The 19336-nt window shown below is 70.7% G+C and carries 18 protein-coding genes; 7 read left to right on the top strand and 11 right to left on the bottom strand.

The window, feature by feature from the left end; translation table 11 throughout:
- Positions 1–359 precede the first annotated feature (359 nt).
- Positions 360–2006, top strand: a complete 1647-nt coding sequence (locus ACFZDC_RS24100; protein WP_391326905.1) for an LCP family protein — start codon at positions 360–362, stop codon at positions 2004–2006.
- A gap of 140 nt (positions 2007–2146) precedes the next feature.
- Here ACFZDC_RS24100 and ACFZDC_RS24095 read toward each other — a convergent pair whose 3' ends face one another.
- Positions 2147–2596, bottom strand: coding sequence for a DUF2690 domain-containing protein (locus tag ACFZDC_RS24095; protein WP_391326903.1), 450 nt, complete (start codon positions 2594–2596; stop codon positions 2147–2149).
- Positions 2597–3165: 569 nt separating this feature from the next.
- Positions 3166–4197 carry a glycosyltransferase gene (locus ACFZDC_RS24090; protein ID WP_391326900.1) on the bottom strand — a complete coding sequence of 344 codons (1032 nt, stop codon included), beginning with the start codon at positions 4195–4197 and terminating at the stop codon, positions 3166–3168.
- Positions 4198–4448: 251 nt separating this feature from the next.
- Here ACFZDC_RS24090 and ACFZDC_RS24085 point away from each other — a divergent pair, with 251 nt between their 5' ends.
- Positions 4449–5831 carry an LCP family protein gene (locus ACFZDC_RS24085; protein ID WP_391326942.1) on the top strand — a complete coding sequence of 461 codons (1383 nt, stop codon included), beginning with the start codon at positions 4449–4451 and terminating at the stop codon, positions 5829–5831.
- A gap of 139 nt (positions 5832–5970) precedes the next feature.
- Here the strand turns inward: ACFZDC_RS24085 and ACFZDC_RS24080 are convergent, their stop codons facing one another.
- Positions 5971–6519, bottom strand: a complete 549-nt coding sequence (locus ACFZDC_RS24080; RefSeq protein WP_391326898.1) for a hotdog domain-containing protein — start codon at positions 6517–6519, stop codon at positions 5971–5973.
- A 119-nt stretch (positions 6520–6638) separates the two neighbouring features.
- On the opposite strand from ACFZDC_RS24080, the gene ACFZDC_RS24075 reads away from it, so the two are divergent.
- Entirely contained in the window at positions 6639–7946 is a 1308-nt protein-coding gene (locus ACFZDC_RS24075; protein WP_391326896.1) for an LCP family protein, read from the top strand.
- Between the two features lie 79 nt (positions 7947–8025).
- Here the strand turns inward: ACFZDC_RS24075 and ACFZDC_RS24070 are convergent, their stop codons facing one another.
- Together ACFZDC_RS24070 and ACFZDC_RS24065 are read right to left on the bottom strand one after the other, a co-directional pair.
- On the bottom strand, positions 8026–8388 hold the full coding sequence (locus ACFZDC_RS24070) for a four-helix bundle copper-binding protein (RefSeq protein WP_391326894.1): 363 nt from the start codon (positions 8386–8388) through the stop codon (positions 8026–8028).
- A gap of 161 nt (positions 8389–8549) precedes the next feature.
- On the bottom strand, positions 8550–9707 hold the full coding sequence (locus tag ACFZDC_RS24065) for an acyl-CoA dehydrogenase family protein (RefSeq protein WP_391326892.1): 1158 nt from the start codon (positions 9705–9707) through the stop codon (positions 8550–8552).
- A 178-nt stretch (positions 9708–9885) separates the two neighbouring features.
- Between ACFZDC_RS24065 and ACFZDC_RS24060 the strand changes: the two genes are divergently transcribed.
- A complete protein-coding gene (locus tag ACFZDC_RS24060) occupies positions 9886–11229 on the top strand; it encodes a nucleotide sugar dehydrogenase (protein WP_391326890.1) in 1344 nt (447 codons plus the stop codon).
- A 107-nt stretch (positions 11230–11336) separates the two neighbouring features.
- Here ACFZDC_RS24060 and ACFZDC_RS24055 read toward each other — a convergent pair whose 3' ends face one another.
- Positions 11337–11843, bottom strand: a complete 507-nt coding sequence (locus ACFZDC_RS24055; protein ID WP_391326888.1) for a CGNR zinc finger domain-containing protein — start codon at positions 11841–11843, stop codon at positions 11337–11339.
- 114 nt (positions 11844–11957) lie between these two features.
- Between ACFZDC_RS24055 and ACFZDC_RS24050 the strand changes: the two genes are divergently transcribed.
- Both ACFZDC_RS24050 and ACFZDC_RS24045 read left to right on the top strand, forming a co-directional pair.
- Positions 11958–12314 (top strand): VOC family protein, encoded by a 357-nt coding sequence (locus ACFZDC_RS24050; protein WP_391326886.1) that lies wholly within the window; start codon positions 11958–11960, stop codon positions 12312–12314.
- A gap of 14 nt (positions 12315–12328) precedes the next feature.
- Entirely contained in the window at positions 12329–12721 is a 393-nt protein-coding gene (locus ACFZDC_RS24045; RefSeq protein ID WP_391326883.1) for a VOC family protein, read from the top strand.
- A 30-nt stretch (positions 12722–12751) separates the two neighbouring features.
- On the opposite strand, the gene ACFZDC_RS24040 is transcribed toward ACFZDC_RS24045, so the two are convergent.
- From ACFZDC_RS24040 to ACFZDC_RS24025, 4 genes are all read right to left on the bottom strand, one after another.
- The gene (locus ACFZDC_RS24040; protein ID WP_391326881.1) at positions 12752–13858 is read right to left on the bottom strand and encodes a membrane dipeptidase; all 1107 of its coding nucleotides are present in this window, start codon (positions 13856–13858) and stop codon (positions 12752–12754) included.
- Between the two features lie 648 nt (positions 13859–14506).
- The gene (locus tag ACFZDC_RS24035) at positions 14507–15694 is read right to left on the bottom strand and encodes a membrane dipeptidase (protein ID WP_391326879.1); all 1188 of its coding nucleotides are present in this window, start codon (positions 15692–15694) and stop codon (positions 14507–14509) included.
- Between the two features lie 5 nt (positions 15695–15699).
- Positions 15700–16224, bottom strand: a complete 525-nt coding sequence (gene purE, locus ACFZDC_RS24030; RefSeq protein ID WP_391326877.1) for a 5-(carboxyamino)imidazole ribonucleotide mutase — start codon at positions 16222–16224, stop codon at positions 15700–15702.
- Entirely contained in the window at positions 16221–17360 is a 1140-nt protein-coding gene (locus ACFZDC_RS24025; protein WP_391326875.1) for a 5-(carboxyamino)imidazole ribonucleotide synthase, read from the bottom strand. Before ACFZDC_RS24025 ends, purE begins: the two co-directional genes overlap by 4 nt.
- A gap of 182 nt (positions 17361–17542) precedes the next feature.
- Here ACFZDC_RS24025 and ACFZDC_RS24020 point away from each other — a divergent pair, with 182 nt between their 5' ends.
- A complete protein-coding gene (locus ACFZDC_RS24020) occupies positions 17543–18046 on the top strand; it encodes a GtrA family protein (protein WP_391326873.1) in 504 nt (167 codons plus the stop codon).
- A gap of 7 nt (positions 18047–18053) precedes the next feature.
- Here the strand turns inward: ACFZDC_RS24020 and ACFZDC_RS24015 are convergent, their stop codons facing one another.
- The gene (locus ACFZDC_RS24015; RefSeq protein ID WP_391326871.1) at positions 18054–19325 is read right to left on the bottom strand and encodes an ATP-binding protein; all 1272 of its coding nucleotides are present in this window, start codon (positions 19323–19325) and stop codon (positions 18054–18056) included.
- Positions 19326–19336: the final 11 nt, after the last annotated feature.

Raw genomic sequence — 19336 nt, 5'->3', positions numbered from 1 at the left:
CACCACCCGGACCGGGTGCCGGTGGAGGCAGCAACGTCCCCCGCACCGGGGTCAGCTGACCAGGTGCGTCTCTCAGAAGGCTCTTACCCGCCTACTGGACAATGACCGCGTTCAAGATCACCTGAGTCCGGGCGGCCAGGTTCTGTCCGGCCCATCAGGCCGGTACGGGCAACGGTGTCCTGCCCCGCGATTCCGGCATGATCCGCCGGACAGGGCTCTGGATCACGGCTCCGCGCGCGGATGATTCCACACCAGGCGAAGGGCAGTTCGCCTCACAGGTAACCCAATGGGTCCGTCGTGCGTCTAACTGGGCGCGGGACGGGCCCGTCACATGGCATAAGGGTGGGGAGGGCAGGGAGTTGACGCGGAGCAACGTGCGGGACAAGGCTCCTTCGGACCAGGAGACGGTGCCACGCGGCCGACACGGCTCGAACACGTCGGAGGGGCCCGGAGAGCACGACGGCCGACGGCACGGGGGTGGCTCGAAGACCGACCGGCGACGGCGCAGACGGCGCACGCTGCGATGGTCCGCGACCGTGCTCGCCGTCGTCATACTCGGCACGGCCGGCGCCGGATATCTCTACCTGCGGCATCTCAACGGCAACATCCGCAAGGGCGAGCTCCTCAGCGGCGACTCCAAGGCGAAGAAGCCCCAGCCGAACGCGGCCGGGCAGACGCCGATGAACATCCTGCTGATCGGCTCCGACAGCCGTAACAGCGACGAGGATGTGAAGCTCGGCGGCGCGAGGCAGAACCGCGGCACCCCGCCGCACGCCGACGTGCAGATGCTCATCCACCTCTCCGCGGACCGCAAGAGCGCCGCCTTCGTCAGCATCCCGCGCGACACCCGGGTCGACATCCCCCGGTGCAGGGATCCCAAGACGGGTCAGAAGTACCCGCCGGTCAACGACCTCATCAACACGTCGCTGGCCCGCGGCGGTCCCGGCTGCACGGTGGCCACCTGGGAGAGCCTCACCAAGGTCTACATCGACCACTGGATGATGGTCGACTTCGCGGGCGTGGTCGACATGGCGGACGCCATCGGCGGCGTCGACGTCTGTGTGAAGGACAACGTCTGGGACCGGCCGACGCCGGACGCACCCGGCGGCTCCGGTCTGAAACTGAAGGCCGGCACGTGGACCATCCAACACAAGCAGGCCCTCCAGTGGCTGCGCACACGGCACGCCTGGGGCAGTGACCCGTTGCGCGCCAGGGCCCAGCACATGTACCTGAACTCGATGTTCCGCAAGCTGAAGAAGCAGAACGCCTTCACCGACGGCGGCCGGCTCATGGACCTGGCCGAGGCAGCCACCAAGTCGCTGCAGGTCTCGCAGGAGCTCGGTTCGGTCAAGAAGCTGTACGACCTGGCGATGCAGCTCAAGTCCGTGCCGACGAACCGCATCACCATGACGACGATGCCCTGGGTGCCGGACCCCGCGGCCCCGGATGCGCACGCCCTACCGGACGGCGCCAATGCCGAGAAGCTGTGGCAGATGCTCCGCGACGACGTGTCCTTCGACAAGAACGGCACGCCGGACGCGAAGAAGAAGACGGGGTCGGCCGCACCGGCCAAGACCGCCTCGGTACCCGCCGGTCAGCTGGGGGTTCTCGTGCAGAACGCCACCGGGAACTCCACGCAGTCCCCGGTGCCCCTCCGGGCGAAGGACATCACCGGCGTGCTCGCCCAGCAGGGCTACACGAGGGCGGCGGCCGACACCGCCTCCACGGGACTGTCCGAGAACGAGACCCTGGTGCGGTACCCCAGCGCGGATCTCGAGGGGGACGCGCAGGCCGTCGCCAAGGCCCTGGGAATTCCCGCGAGTTCCGTGACGAGGTCCACCGACGTGTCCGGCGTCACCGTGGTCGTGGGCGCCGACTGGCGCACGGGTACGAGCTACCCGAAGCAGTCCCAGCCGAGGGCCGGCGACCTGCCCAGCAACTCCGACGCCATCAACGGCGCCGACAAGGGGCAGTGCATGCCCGTGTACAAGCCCTACCGGTGGTAGTCGACTGACCGCCGTGGGGCGGCAGCGAGTCGAGGGGGCCCACCGCCTGGGCGGTGGGCCCCCTCGGCGTACGGGCAGGAGAGATTCCGTAGCAGGTTCGGCGCTACGGCCACGGCCGGCCCGAACGACTCACTGCGCCATCAGTAGGCGGCGGTCCGGGTGTCGGCATAGCTCCAGACGTCGTCGATCCCCGCCTGGGCGAACGACGTCATGTCCTTGTCGTAGACCATCGGCGTGTAGCACTGCGACTGGCCCTGGTAGACGGTGCAGTTGTAGGAGCGGCCATCGTTGTTGCGGGTGACGAAGGCATGCGCGCAGTCGTACCCGGCGGAGGCGTTGCCGCAGGCGCCCTGGGTCTGGTTGAGCGTCAGTCGGGCCCAAGCCGTGTGGCAGGCGGTGCTGTAACGCAGCACGAGGGTGCCGAGGGTGACGTGACCGTTCTTGACGGTCGCGGACTCCACCGTCGTGGCGCCGCCGGCGCAGCCCGAGGCGGACGGGTCGCTGCCGTCGTAGGTGTAGGCACTCGAGACGCCGGTGGCCGCGACCATCGCAAGGCCGATTCCCCCGACCACAACCCCGGCACGTGTCATGCGGCGCATGGTGGAACGCACTTGACCTTCCCCCGGATACAAAAGGAAACGCCCGCGACCGCTTGCCGCAGGCGTGCAAAAGAACGCGGCGATTCGATCATGCACCTGCCATCATGTCAACTTCGCCCGGAGCAAGCAAAATTGCTGCGCTCCCTCCCGGGATCTGCAGCGTCATGTGATTCATTTCCAGCGTTCCCGAGACTCTCGCGACCGCGCGGGAATTCGGCTTCCACATCCCCCGGAACGATCCCCGGAGTGTGTCGGCCGACTCGGGCCGCCGCCCCGTCGCGAGAGGCGCTCCGGGTACTCACCGGTTACTCCGGCACGTCGCCGCTCACCTCGTACCACGGCATGCGTGTGCCCAAGGGCGGCTGCGTCGGCGGGGCGGACCGAAAAGTAACCGGCGCGTCCGCCGGGCGTGCGGGCCGTCGAAGCGGCTTATGAGACGCGGGACATCCGGACCACTATCAAGAGGATGACCCGCCTCCGGCACAGCATCGACGTCGCGGTCCGTAACGCCGCCGCCGTGGGAACCGCCGGATCGTGACCCGCGGGCGAAGCGGCACCCGTCAGGAGACGCTCGCCCGCACCGCCGGACGCCGCGACGCGATGACCTTCTTGGCCAGCGACCTCGGGCTGGTCAGGAAGCCCCAGCCCCACGACATGTGCATGGTGGCGAGCGCCACCGGGATCTGCAGCCTGGCTTTCAGCGGCAGGCCCTTGCCCGCGGGGACGGACCCGAGGGCGATCGCCGCGAGATAGCCTCCCGGGATCACGAAGCCCACCGGGGTCACCAGCGCGCCCACGACCACGCCCGCCGCGATCGCGCACACCGCCGTCGGCGGGGCGAGGTAGCGCAGGTTGATGGAGCCGGAGTGGTAGCGGGCGACGACGTGCCGCCAACGGCCGTAGTCCTTGTACTGCTTGGCCAGCGCCCGCACGGAGGGCCGCGGCCGGTACGACACCTTCAGCTCCGGCGAGAACCAGATCCGCCCGCCCGCCTCACGGATGCGGAAGTTCAGCTCCCAGTCCTGGGCGCGGATGAACTCCTCGTTGTAGCCGCCCTGTTGCTCCAGGGCCTCGCGCCGGAAGACACCGAGGTAGACCGTCTCCGCCGGACCCGCCTGGCCGCCGGTGTGGAAGGCCGCGTTGCCGACGCCGATCTTCGATGTCATCGCGGCGGCGACCGCGTGCTCCCAGTCGTTCTCGCCCTCGGCGTGCATGATGCCGCCGACGTTCTGCGCGCCCGTCTCCTCCAGGAGCCGGACGGCGGTCGCGATGTAGTTCGGCGAGAGCATGCCGTGGCCGTCGACACGGACCACGATCGGATGCCGGGAGGCCTTGATCGCCGCGTTCAGCGCGGCGGGGGTGCGGCCGGTCGGGTTCGGGACGGTGTGCACACGCGGGTCTTCGGCCACGAGCTCGGCGGCGATCTCGTCCGTGCGGTCCGTGGACGGACCGAGGGCGATCACGACCTCCATCTCGCCGGCGTACTCCTGCGCGAGGATCGCTTGGACGGCCCCGCGCAGATGCCGCTCCTCGTTGAGGACGGGCATGATCACGGACACAGCGGGGAGCCGCACGTCGGGCTTGGCGTTCATAGGGCGCCCACGTTACCGCGAACGGGGGACACCGGTGCGCGCCGCCGGGGCGAGAACGCGGGCTGGAGATCGTATCGGCCTACTGTGCTCACGGATCCCACGTACGGCCTCGTCCGGAGGTGTCCTCCTTGCCCAGCCCGCCCCGGTCCCCCGCGCGTCCGCAGCGCCGACCGCAGCCGCCCCGCCGTGTGCCGCGCCCGCCCGAGCGGCCCGTGAAGTCCGTACGGCCGCCGCGGCGGCCACGCTGGGCCATGCGCGCGGTGACCACGCTGTCCGTCGTGGTGCTCGCCTCCGCCGGGATCGGGCACGCGGTGATCAGCAGCCTGGACGCGGGCATCACCCGGGTCGACGCCTTCAAGGACATGAAGAACCGGCCCCGCGCGGGCCACGGCATGAACCTCCTCCTGGTCGGCACCGACGGCCGCGACAGGATCAGCGAGCAGCAGCGGCGCGCCTACCACCTGGGCGGCCACCCCTGCCACTGCACCGACACGATGATGATCGTGCACATCTCCGAGGACCGGGAGCGGGCCACCGTGGTGAGCCTGCCCCGCGACTCCTTCGCCGAGGTGCCCGCGCACACCGACCCGAACACCGGAAAGCGGCACGCGGCACACGCGCTCAAGCTCAACGGGGCCTACGCCGAGGGCGGGCCGCAGCTGACCATCCGCACGGTCGAGAACATGACCCATGTGAAGATCGACCACTATCTGGAGGTCGACTTCACCAGCTTCATGCGGACCGTGGACGTCGTCGGCGGGGTGAACATCTGCACACCGACGCGCCTGAAGGACTCCTACACGGGCCTCGACCTCCCCGCCGGCACGCGCACCCTCATGGGCGGGCAGGCCCTGCAGTACGTCCGGGCCCGGCACCTCGACGGGGCGAGCGACCTGGGCCGGATGAAGCGGCAGCAGCGGTTCCTGGCCTCGCTGATCGAGAAGGCCACCTCCTCCGGGGTGCTGCTGAACCCGATGCGGTTCCGGGACGTGACCCGGGCGGTGCTCGGCTCGGTCCGCGCCGACGAGGGCTTCGGCACCGACGAGCTGCTCGACCTCGGCCGGGCCATGCGGGACTTCTCCCCGTCCTCCTCCGAGTTCACCACCGTGCCGATCGGGCGGATGAACTTCCCGGTCAAGGGCGTCGGCTCGACCCTGAAGTGGGACCGGGCCAAGGCCGACCAGCTCTTCGCCGCCCTGCGCGACGACAAACCGCTCACCGAGGACCACCCGCGCCACGGCCCGGCAGGGGCGCCGGAGGTGCCGGTGGAGGTGAACCCGCGGCAGATCCGGGTCCAGGTGGCGAACGGCACCGGCACGATCGGGCTCGCCAGGCGGGTCGACGCGGCGCTCGCCGCGACCGGTTTCGCCACCACCCGGCTGCCGGTGACCGCGCCCGCCCACGTGCCGAACACGGTCATCTCCTACGACCCCCGCTGGGACCGCTCCGCCCGCTCCCTGGCGGCGGCCCTGCCCGGCAGCCGGCTGCGCGCGGTACCGGGCCAGGGACCGCTGCTGAAGGTGACCGCAGGGGCCGACTTCAAGAGCGTGCGCAAGGTCCGCTTCGACGACCCGGCCCAGCCGCAGCAGAGCGTGGTGCGCGGCAGCGAGGTGCTGTGCCCCAAGGGCGCGTAGCCAAGACAGGTGGGGCCGGGACCACGCCGCCGAACCGAAGCCGAGTCGCCATGGGCGGCCACGGACAGCGACGGGGTAGCGCGTTCAGCAGCCCGCCGGGTCCGGGATGTCCCGGTGACTCGGCCGACGCCCTGGTGACTCAGTCCCGGATGCCCTCCGCCGCCCGCTTCTCGCGCAGCTCACGGATCGCGCGGCGGCGGGCCAGGCGGTGGGTGCGGCGGATCTGGGCCTCCTGGTAGCGGCGGCGGTCGCGGTCGGTCTCCGGCATCACCTGGGGCACCCGGCGCGGCTTGCCGTCGGCGTCCACGGCCGCGAAGACCAGGTAGGCCGAGCCGACCTGGGTGGCCGGGGCGGACTCGTTCCAGCGCTCGGCGAGGACCCGGACGCCGATCTCCATCGAGGTCCGGCCGGTCCAGTTGACCTGGGCCTTCACATGCACCAGATCGCCCACCCGGACCGGCTCCAGAAAGACCATCTCGTCCATGGACGCGGTGACCGCGGGACCGCCGGAGTGCCGGCCCGCCACCGCGCCCGCCGCGTCGTCGACCAGTTTCATGATCACCCCACCATGCACCGTCCCCAGCAGATTGGTGTCGTTGTGGGTCATGATGTGGCTGAGGGTGGTGCGGGAAGCGGACGTCGGCTTGGCCGGGATGTCCGGGTCCGCCTCGGGGGCCTGGTCTGTCATGGCCCCCACCTTATGCCGAAGTGACATTCGCGGAATTTGTGTCAGCTTCGCAACAGCGCCGCTCTGATTTTCCGACATCCCTTGTAAGGCACACTGCCGTGCCCTGCACACTGGGGCGCATGAATGACTGGCCCGAGGGATGGTCCGACAACAACCGCGGCCCGCGCTACGGACGCGGCAGTGCCGGCGCGCAGCCGGAAGGCGCCCGCGTGATGCGCCAGGTGCAGCGCGGCGGCCCGGCGGTACCGCCCGGGCAGCGCTCCTACGGCACCCCCGGCCCGGCGGCACCGCCGTACGGCGCCGGAGTCCCGCGGCAGCCGTCGTACGTGGACGGCCAGGGATACGAGGACGGGTACGACGAGTACGACGGCTACAACACCGGACAGGTGTACGGCGGTGGCGGCCCGGGCGGCCCGGCCGGTGCGCCGACCCGGGCACCCCGGCCCGCGCCGAACTGGCGGCGCCGGATCAAGTGGACCGCGATCACGCTGGCGAGTGTGCTCATCGTCACGTCGGTGGCGACGTACTTCTGGGCCGACTCCAAGCTGCACCGGGACGTGGACCTGTCCAAGGTCATCGACCGGCCCGAGGCCGGCTCCGGCACGAACTATCTGATCGTCGGCTCCGACAGCCGCAAGGGCATGTCCGCCGAGGACAAGAAGAAGCTGCACACCGGTTCCGCCCAGGGCCAGCGCACCGACTCGATGATGATCCTGCACGTCGGTGACAGCGGCGACACGCTGGTCTCGCTGCCGCGCGACTCGGACGTCGAGATCCCGTCGTACAAGGGTTCGGCATCCGGGAAGGTGTATCCGGGCACGGGCCGCCACACCAAGCTGAACGCGGCCTACGCCGAGGACGGCCCGACGCTCCTCGTCCGCACGATCGAGTACAACACCGGTCTGCACATCGACCACTACGTGGAGATCGGCTTCGGGGGCTTCGCGAAGATCGTGGACGCGGTCGGCGGGGTCGAGATCACCATCGACAAGGGCTTCAAGGACAAGGACTCGGGCGCGAACTTCAAGACGGGCAAGCAGACGCTGAACGGCGAGGAGGCGCTGGCCTTCGTCCGCACGCGACACGCCTTCGCGGCGCAGGATCTGCAGCGCACCAAGAACCAGCAGAAGTTCCTGTCGGCCCTGGCCCACCAGGTGGCCACCCCGTCCACGGTCCTCAACCCCTTCAAGCTCTACCCGACCATGGGCGCGGGCCTGGACTCCCTCACCGTCGACAAGGACATGAGCCTGTGGGACCTGGCGTCCATGTTCTGGGCGATGAAGGGCGTCAGCGGCGGTGACGGCACCTCGATGAACATGCCGATCTCCGGCTCCACGGGCGGCAACCTCGTCTGGGACAAGGCGAAGGTGAAGACGCTGGTGAACGAGCTGAAGAACGACCAGAAGGTCACGGTCTCCGGAAACTAGACGGCGGGAGACCAGGCGGTCGGGCTGGAGGGCACCCGCGGATCCGGGGGTGCCCTCCAGTGCCCTCACGGGCAGGGACTCACATGCTCGCGCCCGCCATGGCGCGGCACATCTCGGCGCAGCGGCGACACGCCTCGGCGCAGCGCATCATCTGCTGGTCGTCGGGCATGGACATACACGCCTCGGCGCACATGTCGCAGGCCCTGGCGCACATCGCGCACATCTCGGCCGACATCGGCGAGCGCCGCATCATCATGTCGGCGCACATGCGGGTCATCTCGGAGCAGTCCATGAGCGCGCGCATGATCTGCATCTGGGCCTGACCACCCATCTGCAGGCAGGAGCTCATGGTCTCCTCGCAGACGCTGTGGCAGTTCATGCAGGCCTCGACGCAGTCCTGCATCTGCTTGGTCATGGCGGGCATCATTCCGGACTGGGTCATGTCTCCTCCTCGGAGCAGGGGGTACCCCGGTGCGGGTCCCATGTGCTTCCGTACTACGCCCACCAGGCCCCGCCCGCATGTGACCGACCGGTCGGGAGGCGTCCCGGAAACGACGGAAGGCGCCCCGTCGGGCGCCTTCCGAAGAGCCTGACCCGTGCCGGCTACGGCAGGTTCCGCGCCATCACGATCCGCTGAACCTGGTTCGTGCCTTCATATATCTGGGTGATCTTCGCGTCGCGCATCATGCGCTCCACCGGGTAGTCCCGGGTGTAGCCGTACCCGCCGAGGAGCTGGACGGCGTCCGTGGTGACCTCCATCGCCACGTCCGAGGCGAAGCACTTGGCGGCCGCCCCCTGGAAGGTGAGGTCGCTGTCGCCGCGCTCCGAGGCGGCCGCGGCCTGGTACGTCAGGGCGCGGGCGGCGGCGATCTTCATGGCCATGTCGGCGAGCATGAACTGGATGCCCTGGAAGTCGGCGATCGGCTTGCCGAACTGCTTGCGCTCCTGGACGTAGCCCTTGGCGTAGTCGAGGGCACCCTGCGCGACACCGAGGGCCTGGGCGGCGATGGTGATGCGGGTGTGGTCCAGGGTCTTCATCGCGGTGGCGAAGCCGGTGCCCTCCTCGCCGATCATGCGGTCGGCGGGGATGCGGACGTTGTCGAAGTAGACCTCGCGGGTCGGGGAGCCCTTGATGCCGAGCTTCTTCTCCGGGGCGCCGAAGGAGACGCCCTCGTCCGACTTCTCGACCACGAACGCCGAGATGCCCTTCGAGCGCTTCGACGGGTCCGTCACGGCCATGACCGTGTAGTACTCGGAGACGCCCGCGTTGGTGATCCAGCGCTTCACGCCGTTGAGGATCCAGTCGTCACCGTCGCGGACCGCCTTGGTCTTCATGCCGGCCGCGTCCGAGCCCGCCTCCGGCTCGGAGAGGCAGTACGAGAACATCGCGTCGCCCTGGGCGAGCGGGGCGAGGTACTTCTTCTTCAGGTCCTCGGAGCCGGAGATGATCACCGGGAGCGAGCCCAGCTTGTTCACCGCCGGAATGAGGGAGGAGGAGACGCAGGCGCGGGCCACCTCTTCGATCACGATGACCGTGGCGAGCGCGTCGGCGCCGGCGCCGCCGTACTCCTCGGGGACGTGCACGGCGTGCAGGTCGTTGGCGACCAGGGCGTCGAGGGCCTCCTGCGGGAAGCGGGCCTCCTCGTCCACGGCTGCTGCGAACGGCGCGATCTTCGCCTCGACCAGGGAACGAACGACGTCACGGAGCATGTCGTGCTCCTCTGACGGGCGGTACAGGTCGAAGTCAGCCGATCCGGCCACGGTCTCTCACGCTCCAAAGACGCAGTGATACTCACGCTAATTACCGTTAAGTAACTCAAATTTTAGGGGCCTGCTCGAAGCACGCCTACGTGAGCTTGACGACAGCGGGGAAATTGCCCGGTGGACGGCCCGACTATGCTCGGCTCCGCATCCCTGACGTACCCGATCTGGAGCATCCATGAGCCTGAAGATCACCGTGATCGGCACCGGCTACCTAGGCGCCACGCACGCCGCGGCCATGGCCGAACTCGGCTTCGAGGTGCTGGGGCTCGACGTCGTACCCGAGAAGATCGCGATGTTGGAGCGCGGCGAGAGCCCGATGTACGAGCCGGGGCTCGAGGATCTGCTGCGCAGGCATGTCGCGGGCATCGAGGGATCGTCGGGGCGGTTGCGCTTCACCCGGGACTGGGCCGAGGTGGGCGCCTTCGGTGACGTCCACTTCGTGTGTGTGAACACCCCGCAGCGGCACGGGGACTACGCGGCGGACATGTCGTACGTGGAGGCCGCCGTCGCCTCCCTCGCTCCGCATCTGCACGGGCCGGCCCTGGTCGTCGGCAAGTCGACCGTGCCGGTCGGCTCGGCCGAGCGGCTGGCCGCCTACCTGGCCGAGCACGCGCCCGCCGGCGCGGACGCCGAGCTGGCCTGGAACCCGGAGTTCCTGCGCGAGGGCTTCGCGGTGCAGGACACCCTGCACCCGGACCGGATCGTGGTGGGGGTGCGCAGCGAGCGGGCCGAGAAGCTGCTGCGGGAGGTGTACGCGACGCCGATGGGCGAGGGCACGCCGTTCGTGGTGACCGACTTCCCGACCTCCGAGCTGGTGAAGACCGCCGCGAACTCCTTCCTGGCGACCAAGATCTCGTTCATCAACGCGATGGCGGAGGTCTGCGAGGCCGGGGGCGGTGATGTGGTGAAGCTGGCGGAGGCCATCGGGTACGACGACCGGATCGGGAAGAAGTTCCTGCGCGCCGGCATCGGCTTCGGCGGCGGCTGTCTGCCGAAGGACATCCGGGCGTTCATGGCCCGGGCCGGTGAGCTGGGCGCGGACCAGGCGCTGACCTTCCTGCGGGAGATCGACTCCATCAACATGCGCCGGCGCGGCCAGATGGTGGAGATGGCCCGGGAGGCGCTCGGGGGCGGGTCGTTCCTGGGCCGGCGGGTGGCGGTGCTCGGTGCCACCTTCAAGCCCGACTCCGACGACGTCCGGGACTCTCCGGCGCTGAACGTGGCCGGCCAGATCCACCTCCAGGGTGGTCAGGTGACCGTGTACGACCCGAAGGGCATGGAGAACGCCCGCAAGGTCTTCCCCACCCTGGCCTATGCCGACTCGGCCCTCGAGGCGGTCCGGGCGGCCGACGTCGTGCTGCATCTGACCGAATGGCGGGAGTTCCGCGAGCTGGATCCGGCGAGGCTGGGCGAGGTCACGGCGGCCCGGCTGATCCTGGACGGGCGCAACGCCCTGGACCCGGAGCTGTGGCGGCGGGCCGGGTGGACGTATCGGGCGATGGGCCGCCCGACCGCCTGATCATCGCGCGAAGGCCGCCGGTTCGGCCGAGGCTCAGTCGGCCGAACCGGCGTCTTCCCCAATTCTGCACCACCGGACACAAACGTGGCCGATGAACTCCTTGTGTCTTACAGCTCCTTGGCCCGGTACCGGCGCATCTTCGCGCGCGCCCCGCACACCTGCATGGAGCACCAGCGGCCCCTTCCGCCGGGGCTGCGGTCGTAGTACGCCCAGTGACAGGTGTCGGCCTCACAGGCCTTCAGCCGGGTCCAGGTGCCCGCGACCAGTGCCTCGGCGACGGCCGCGGCGATCCGGGAGAGCAGCGGGCCGCTGTCGGCCGGGGCCAGGCTCGCGGAGCCGTCCTGGTCGTCGACGGCGACATACAGGGGGGCGTGCCCCAGCAGCTCGCCGAGCGGGGTCACCTCGTGGTGCGGCGGATGGCCGGCGTGGGCGAGCAGTGCGGCCCGCAGTGATTCGCGCAGGGTGCGGGCGTACGGCAGCTCGTCCTCGGTGACTGCGAAGCGCGCCCGGCCGTCCGCCGTGTCGAGCGAGTCGCGGCCCGTCTCGATGTCCAGCGTGTTCACCAGGGACTCGACCAGGGCCAGGCCTCCGGGGGCGGGCGATCTCTCACTCATGCGTGCAAGTTACCTCCCGAATCCGGTTGCGACGTTACCCCCGATGGGGGAGCATGCGGTAACCGTTACTGGTTACCCGTCATTAAAGGTAACTCGGACTTCGAGGAGGAAGTCATGGCTCTCGCCAAGCTGGGTGTGGTCGTCCTGGACTGCCCGGAGCCGCGCGCGCTCGCCGGTTTCTACGCGGAGGTGCTCGGCGGCAGCATCGAGGGAGAAGGCGACTGGGTCGATCTGAAGGTGCCCGGCGGGGCGGCGCTCGCCTTCCAGCGTGCGCCCGGGTTCGTCCCGCCGAAGTGGCCCGCGCCGGACGCCTCTCAGCAGTTCCACCTGGACCTGGTGGTGGAGGACCTGGACGCGGCCGAGAAGGGGGTGCTGGAGCTGGGGGCGAGGCCGCTGGCCGGGCAGGGCTCGGCCGGCTTCCGGGTTTACGCGGACCCGGCCGGGCACCCGTTCTGTCTCTGCGCCTGCTGACACCGGGAGGTCCGATGACCGCCGTCGCCCGTTTCCGTTCCGTCGTGCTCGACTGTCCGGACCCGCACGCGCTGGCCGCGTTCTACGCGGCGGTGGCGGGCGGCACCCCGGAGCCGGAGGACGAGAACTGGGTGGTCCTGCGGATCCCGGACGGGCCGCGGCTCGCCTTCCAGCGGGCCGAGGGGTACACCCCTCCGGAGTGGCCCCGCTCCGACCGGAACTCGCAGCAGTTCCACCTGGACTTCGACGCGGGGCCGACCTGGGCCGAGGTCGACGCGGCTCACGAGAAGGTGCTCGCGCTGGGCGCCCGCCCGCTGGACCTGGAGGACCGGGAGAAGAAGGACTTCCAGGTCTACGCCGACCCGGCCGGGCATCCGTTCTGCCTGTGCCGGATCGAGCGCCCCTGACGGCCTCCGGCGACCTCTGACGTCCTCTAGCTAGCCGTCGAGTTCGGCGATCCGCGTGGTCGAGGGCTCCCGGCGGTGCTGGGTGGCGCGGGCCGTGAAGTCCGCGGCGCGCAGCACCCGTTGGACGTTTCGCCAGGTCAGCAGGGACAGTTCGGACTCGGACCAGCCGCGGCGCAGCAGTTCGGCGATCAGGTGGGGGTAGCGGGAGGCGTCGGCGAGGTCGCGGGGGTGGGCGGCGCCGGAGTCGTAGGTGCCGGAGAGCCCGACGCCCTCGGGGCCGGCGACCCCGCGGACGTGGTCGAGGTGGTCGGCGACGTCCCGGACGGTCGCACCGGTCTGCTCGGCGGTCAGCGGCACCATGCACAGGCCGCCCGCCGCGCCCAGCTCGGCGAGGAGGTCGTCGGGCAGGTTGGCGGGGTGCGGGCGCAGGGTGCGGGCGGCGGAGCGGGTGCACAGCACCGGGGTCTTGGAGAGGGCGACGGCTCGGCTGACGGTGGCCTCGGAGGCGCCGGAGACGTCGGCGAGGACGCCGACCCGGTTCATCTCCCGGATGACTTCCTCGCCGAACCGGGTCAGCCCCGCCTCGCACGCCCAGGCGGTGCCCGCCAGGGTGAGGACGCGCAGGCCGAGCGCGTACAGGATGCGCAGGATGCCCAGGGAGTCGTCGAGCGCGGGCGCCCCGGCAGGGCCCAGCACGACGGCGACCCGGCCGCAGTTGCGGGCGTCGATGATCTGTCCGGCGGTGCGCGCCAGGCGCAGCCCGTCCGGGTGGGAGTCGATCACCGAGTGGACGAGGTCCAGCTGCTCCAGGGTGGCGCCCACCGCGCGGTTCCCGGTGAGACCCTCGGGCAGGTGCAGTGACCAGAACAGGGCGCCCACACGACCCTCGCGCATCCGCGGCACATCGGTGTCGACGGCCGTCTCGCCCAGCTCCAGGTCGTGCCGGGGCAGATGGCGCAGGGCCCAGGGCAGTCCGCTGTAGCCGTCGGCGACCGGGTGGACGTCCAGCAGGGCGTGCGCCTGCCGCAGTGCCTCGTCCCCCGGGTCGTACGGCTCCTCGGGGAAGGGGTCGCCCAACGGGCCTTCGTCCCCGCCGACCTCGGTCGCGGTGGGCGTGTCGTCCTGGAGGTCGGCCATGGCGGGCTCCGTACGTCGTCGTGAGCTACGTCGGTCGTGAGCTACGTCGTGATGTGGCTGGCGTACGGCCACGGTCGCACGGAGCGCGAGGATCCTTCCTGGCGAGTGGGGCGTTCGGGGGTACGGCCGATCACGCGTCGGCGGCCGCCCGGATCACCTCGTTGGGCGTCTCCCGGGACCCCGCCAGAACGGCGATCAGGCGGTCGATCCGGTCGCGTTCGGCGCTGAGGTCGGCGACCGGTTTCGGGGGCGATCACCGAGGGCCCGCCGTCCTGGTCCCGCGTGCACGGCAGCGGCTGCCGGATCTTCGCGCCGCGCGGCCGGGCCGCGTACCGGGACCGGCTGGTACCGGCGGATCCGGGCCGACCGGCCCGGGTCGCTGATCGGCGACCCGGAGCTCACCTGCCTCACCACCGGGGCCGTCACCCGGGCCGCCCGGGGCACTGCAGCGCGGGGCGGTCGAGCGGGGTCGGGCACGGGCGGGCGGGCGGCGGCCGGCGCCGGTCCGGTCTCGCCGGGCCGGCCCTTCCTCGCCGATCCGGGCTGGCGCGCGCCTGCGGTGGGCGCCCCGCTCCACCCGGTCCGGGACCGGTGCCTGGTGTACGGGGGCGGGGCGGACGGCTACACCGACCGCCCCGCCCCGGACGGTCAGCCCTCGACGCCGTCCAGCGACTCGATGGTCGCGTGGGACGCGGACCGCGTGGCCTGGAGGTCACGGGCCACGTCCTCCGCGGCGCCCAGGACCCGTACCGCGTTCTGCCAGGTCAGCTTGGCCAGGTCGGCCCGGGACCAGCCGCGGTCGAGCAGCTCGGCGATCAGGTTCGGGTAGCCGGAGACGTCGTTCAGGCCGTCCGGGGTGAACGCGGTGCCGTCGTAGTCGCCGCCGATGCCGAGGTGGTCGACGCCCGCCACCTCGCGCATGTGGTCGAGGTGGTCCGCGACCGTGGAGACCGTGGCGACCGGGCGCGGGGTGCGCTCCTCGAAGGCGCGGTGGACCTTCATCGCCTCGGGGGTGGTGTCGAGGTGGTGGAAGCCGTGCGCGCGCATGTTCTCGTCGGCCGCGGCCGTCCAGTCGACCGCCGCCTGGAGCACGAACTTCGGCACGAACGTCACCATCGCGACGCCGCCGTTGGCGGGCAGCCGCTGCAGGACGTCGTCGGGGATGTTGCGCGGGTGGTCGCAGACGGCCCGGGCGGAGGAGTGCGAGAAGATCACCGGCGCGGACGAGGCGTCCAGCGCGTCCCGCATCGTGGTCGCCGCCACGTGGGAGAGGTCCACGAGCATGCCGAGCCGGTTCATCTCCCGGACCACCTCGCGGCCGAAGGCGGACAGGCCGCCCGCCTTCGGTTCGTCGGTCGCCGAGTCCGCCCAGTCCACGTTGTCGTTGTGGGTGAGCGTCATGTAGCGCACGCCGAGCCCGTACAGGCCGCGGAGCGTGCCGAGGGAGTTCTCGATCGAGTGACCGCCCTCCGCGCCCATGAGGGAGGCGATGCGGCCCTCCGCGCGGGCCGCCTCCATGTCGGCCGCCGTCAGCGCGGCCCGCAGGTGCCCGGGGTACCGGTCGATCAGCTGCCGCACGCAGTCGATCTGCTCCAGTGTGGCCGGCACCGCGCCCGTCAGGTCGGAGCGCACGTACACCGACCAGTACTGCGCGCCGACCCCGCCCTCGCGCAGCCGCGGGATGTCGGTGTGCAGATGGGCGTCCTGGCGTTCGGCGATGTCCCGGGCGTCGAGGTCGTAGCGGACCTGGTTGCGCAGCGCGTACGGCAGGTCGTTGTGCCCGTCGACGACGGGGAACTCGCGCAGCAGATCGCGGGCTTCGTCCAGGGAGGTCACAGGCCTCACTTCCCGAAGCCGAAGCCGCCGCCCGCGCCCTCGACCTTCGAGCGCAGCCGCTTGCCCTTCTCGGTGGCCTGGTCGTTCAGGTCCTGCTGGAAGTCGCGCATCTTCTGCAGCAGCTCCTCGTCGTGCGCGGCGAGCACGCGGGCCGCGAGCAGCCCGGCGTTGCGGGCCCCGGCGACGGAGACGGTGGCGACCGGGACACCGGCCGGCATCTGCACGATGGACAGCAGGGAGTCCATGCCGTCCAGGTACTTCAGCGGCACCGGCACGCCGATGACCGGCAGCGGGGTGACCGAGGCGAGCATGCCCGGCAGGTGGGCGGCGCCCCCGGCCCCGGCGATGATCACCTTCAGACCGCGCTCGGCGGCCTGCTCGCCGTACGTGATCATCTCGTGCGGCATGCGGTGCGCGGAGACGACGTCGACCTCGTACGCGATCTCGAACTCGTCCAGGGCCTTGGCGGCGGCTTCCATGACGGGCCAGTCGGAGTCCGACCCCATGACGATGCCAACAACGGGGCTCATTCGGTGATCGTGCCTCTCAGGTAGCCGGCAGCGTGACGGGCGCGCTCCAGCACGTCGTCCAGGTCGTCGCCGTAGGTGTTGACGTGTCCGACCTTGCGACCGGGCTTCACGTCCTTGCCATACATGTGGATCTTGAGCTTGGGGTCGCGGGCCATGCAGTGCAAGTACGCGGAGTACATGTCCGGGTAATCACCTCCCAGGACGTTGACCATGACCGTCCACTTGGCGCGTGGGCGCGGGTCGCCGAGCGGCAGGTCGAGGACCGCTCGCACGTGGTTGGCGAACTGGGAGGTGATCGCGCCGTCCTGGGTCCAGTGGCCCGAGTTGTGCGGGCGCATCGCCAGTTCGTTGACGAGGATGCGGCCGTCGCGGGTCTGGAACAGCTCTACGGCGAGGTGGCCGACGACGCCGAGTTCCTTGGCGATGGTCAGGGCCATCTCCTCGGCCCGCAGCGCGAGGTCCTCGTCCAGGTCGGGCGCGGGCGCGATCACGGTGTCGCAGACGCCGTTCACCTGCTGCGACTCGACCACCGGGTAGGCGACGGCCTGGCCGTGCGGGGAGCGTACGACGTTGGCGGCCAGCTCGCGGACGTAGTCGACCTTCTCCTCGGCGAGGACCGGGACGCCCGCCCTGAACGGGTCGGCGGCCTCCTCCACGGAGTCGACGACCCACACACCCTTGCCGTCGTAGCCGCCGCGGACGGTCTTCAGGACGACCGGGAACCCGTCGCCCTCCGCCGCGAAGGCGGCGACGTCCCGCGGGTCGGCGACGAGCCGGTGCCGCGGGCACGGGATGCCGATCGCGTCGAGTCTCGCGCGCATCACGCCCTTGTCCTGGGCGTGCACCAGCGCGTCGGGTCCCGGGCGCACGGGGATGCCGTCCGCCTCCAGGGCCCTGAGGTGCTCGGTGGGTACATGTTCGTGATCGAAGGTGATCACATCGCAACCGCGCGCGAACTCACGCAGCGTGTCGAGATCGCGATAGTCGCCGACGACGACTTCGCTCACGACCTGCGCCGCGGAATCCTGAGGGGTGTCACTGAGGAGCTTGAACCTGATGCCCAACGGGATGCCCGCTTCGTGCGTCATACGCGCGAGCTGCCCCCCGCCGACCATGCCGACTACCGGGAACGTCACCCCCCTAGCGTATCGGCCACGCGGACCCGGCCGGATCGCGTCCCCCATCACCGCTTCTTACCCGGGACTTTCCCGCCTCTTTCCGACCCGTTCCCAAGCTGTGGCCTCGTCCACAGGCGCCGGACGGGCCGCCTGGCTAGCATGGCTGGGTGACGAAACCTACGGACGGGGGCTTTACAGCCATGGAACGTCGTTCCTCGGGGCTGCAACGACTCGTGCGCGAGGTGGCCAAATTCGGTGCCGTCGGCGGCGTCGGCGTCCTTGTCAATCTCGGCGTGTTCAACCTGGTCCGGCACGTCTCCGACCTGCCGGTGGTGCGCGCCAGCATCATCGCGACGGTCGTCGCGATCGCCTTCAACTACGTCGGCTTCCGTTACTGGACGTACCGGGACCGCGACAAGAGCGGGCGCACCAAGGAACTCACGCTGTTCCTGGTGTTCAGCGCGATCGGCCTGGTGATCGAGAACGGCGTGCTCTACCTGGCGACGTACGGCTTCGGCTGGGACAGCCCGCTGCAGAGCAACGTCTTCAAGTTCCTCGGCATCGGCGTCGCCACCCTGTTCCGGTTCTGGTCGTACCGCAGCTGGGTGTTCCGGACGCTGCCGGGTCGGGAGACCCTGGCCGACGCGGAAACGATCCTCGAGCGGGAGACGAAGAAGCCCACGCCCAGGCAGCGCGTTCCGTAGGGGCCCGCTAGCGGACCGTCGGCTGGTCCTCGTCCATCTTGCGGGCCGGAGGCGTGCGGGACAGGAACAGGCCGAACACCGGCGGCTGGGCCTGGAGCAGCTCCAGCCGGCCGCCGTCGGCCTCCGCGAGGTCCCGGGCGACGGCCAGGCCGATGCCCGTGGAGTTCCGCCCGCTGATCGTGCGCTCGAAGATCCGGGCGCCCAGGTCGGCCGGGACGCCGGGCCCCTCGTCGGTGACCTCGACCACGGCCTGGTTGCCGGTGACGCGGGTGCGCAGGGCGACCGTGCCACCGCCGTGCATCAGCGAGTTCTCGATCAACGCGGCCAGCACCTGCGCGACCGCGCCGGGCGTGCCGACGGCCTGCAGATGCCGTTTGCCGGAGCTGACGACGGCCCGGCCGGCACTGCGGTAGGCGGGCCGCCACTCGGCGAGCTGCTGCTGGATGACCTCGTCGAGGTCGAAGGTGACGGCGGAGCCGGTACGCGGGTCCCGCGCGTTGGTCAGCAGCCGCTCCACCACGTCCGTCAGCCGCTCGACCTGCGTGAGGGCAACGTTCGCCTCTTCCTTCACCGTGTCCGGGTCGTCGGTGAGGGTGATCTCCTCCAGGCGCATGGACAGCGCGGTCAGCGGCGTACGGAGCTGGTGGGAGGCGTCGGCCGCGAGGCGCCGTTCCGCCGTCAGCATCCGGCCGATGCGCTCGGCGGAGGAGTCCAGCACGTCGGCGACCCGGTCCAGCTCGGGGACGCCGTACCGCTTGTGCCGGGGGCGCGGATCGCCCGAGCCGAGGCGTTCGGCGGTCTCGGCGAGGTCGGTCAGCGGGGACGCGAGCCGGTTGGCCTGCCGTACGGCGAGCAGCACGGCGGCGACGACCGCGAGCAGGGCCACCAGCCCGATGATCAGCAGGGTCCGGCCGACCTCGCGGGTCGCCGCGGAGCGCGGCTCCTGCACCGTGACCGTCTCACCCTCCTCGCCCGTCTGGGTGGAGTGGATGACATCGCCCTCGGGCTTGGTGCCGATCTGGATCGGCGCCCGGCCGGGCATGCGGATCTCGGCGTACTGGTCCTTGCTGACCGGGTTGCGCAGGACGTCGGCGTTGACGCTCTCCGCCGCGAGGATCCGGCTGTCCACGATGCTGGCCAGCCGCACCGCCTCGGACTCCACCCGCTCCTGGGCACTGCTGCTGATCGTCCGTGTCTCGACGATCACCAGGGAGACACCGAAGACGGCGATCACCACGAGGACGACGGCGAGGGTGGACTGGATGAGACGTCGGCGCATGTCCTGTTACC

The organism is Streptomyces sp. NPDC007905 (genome assembly GCF_042959345.1).
GTDB lineage: Bacteria > Actinomycetota > Actinomycetes > Streptomycetales > Streptomycetaceae > Streptomyces.
The sequence above is the reverse complement of the archived record's forward strand: the minus strand, read 5'-3'. Positions and strand labels throughout refer to the sequence as shown.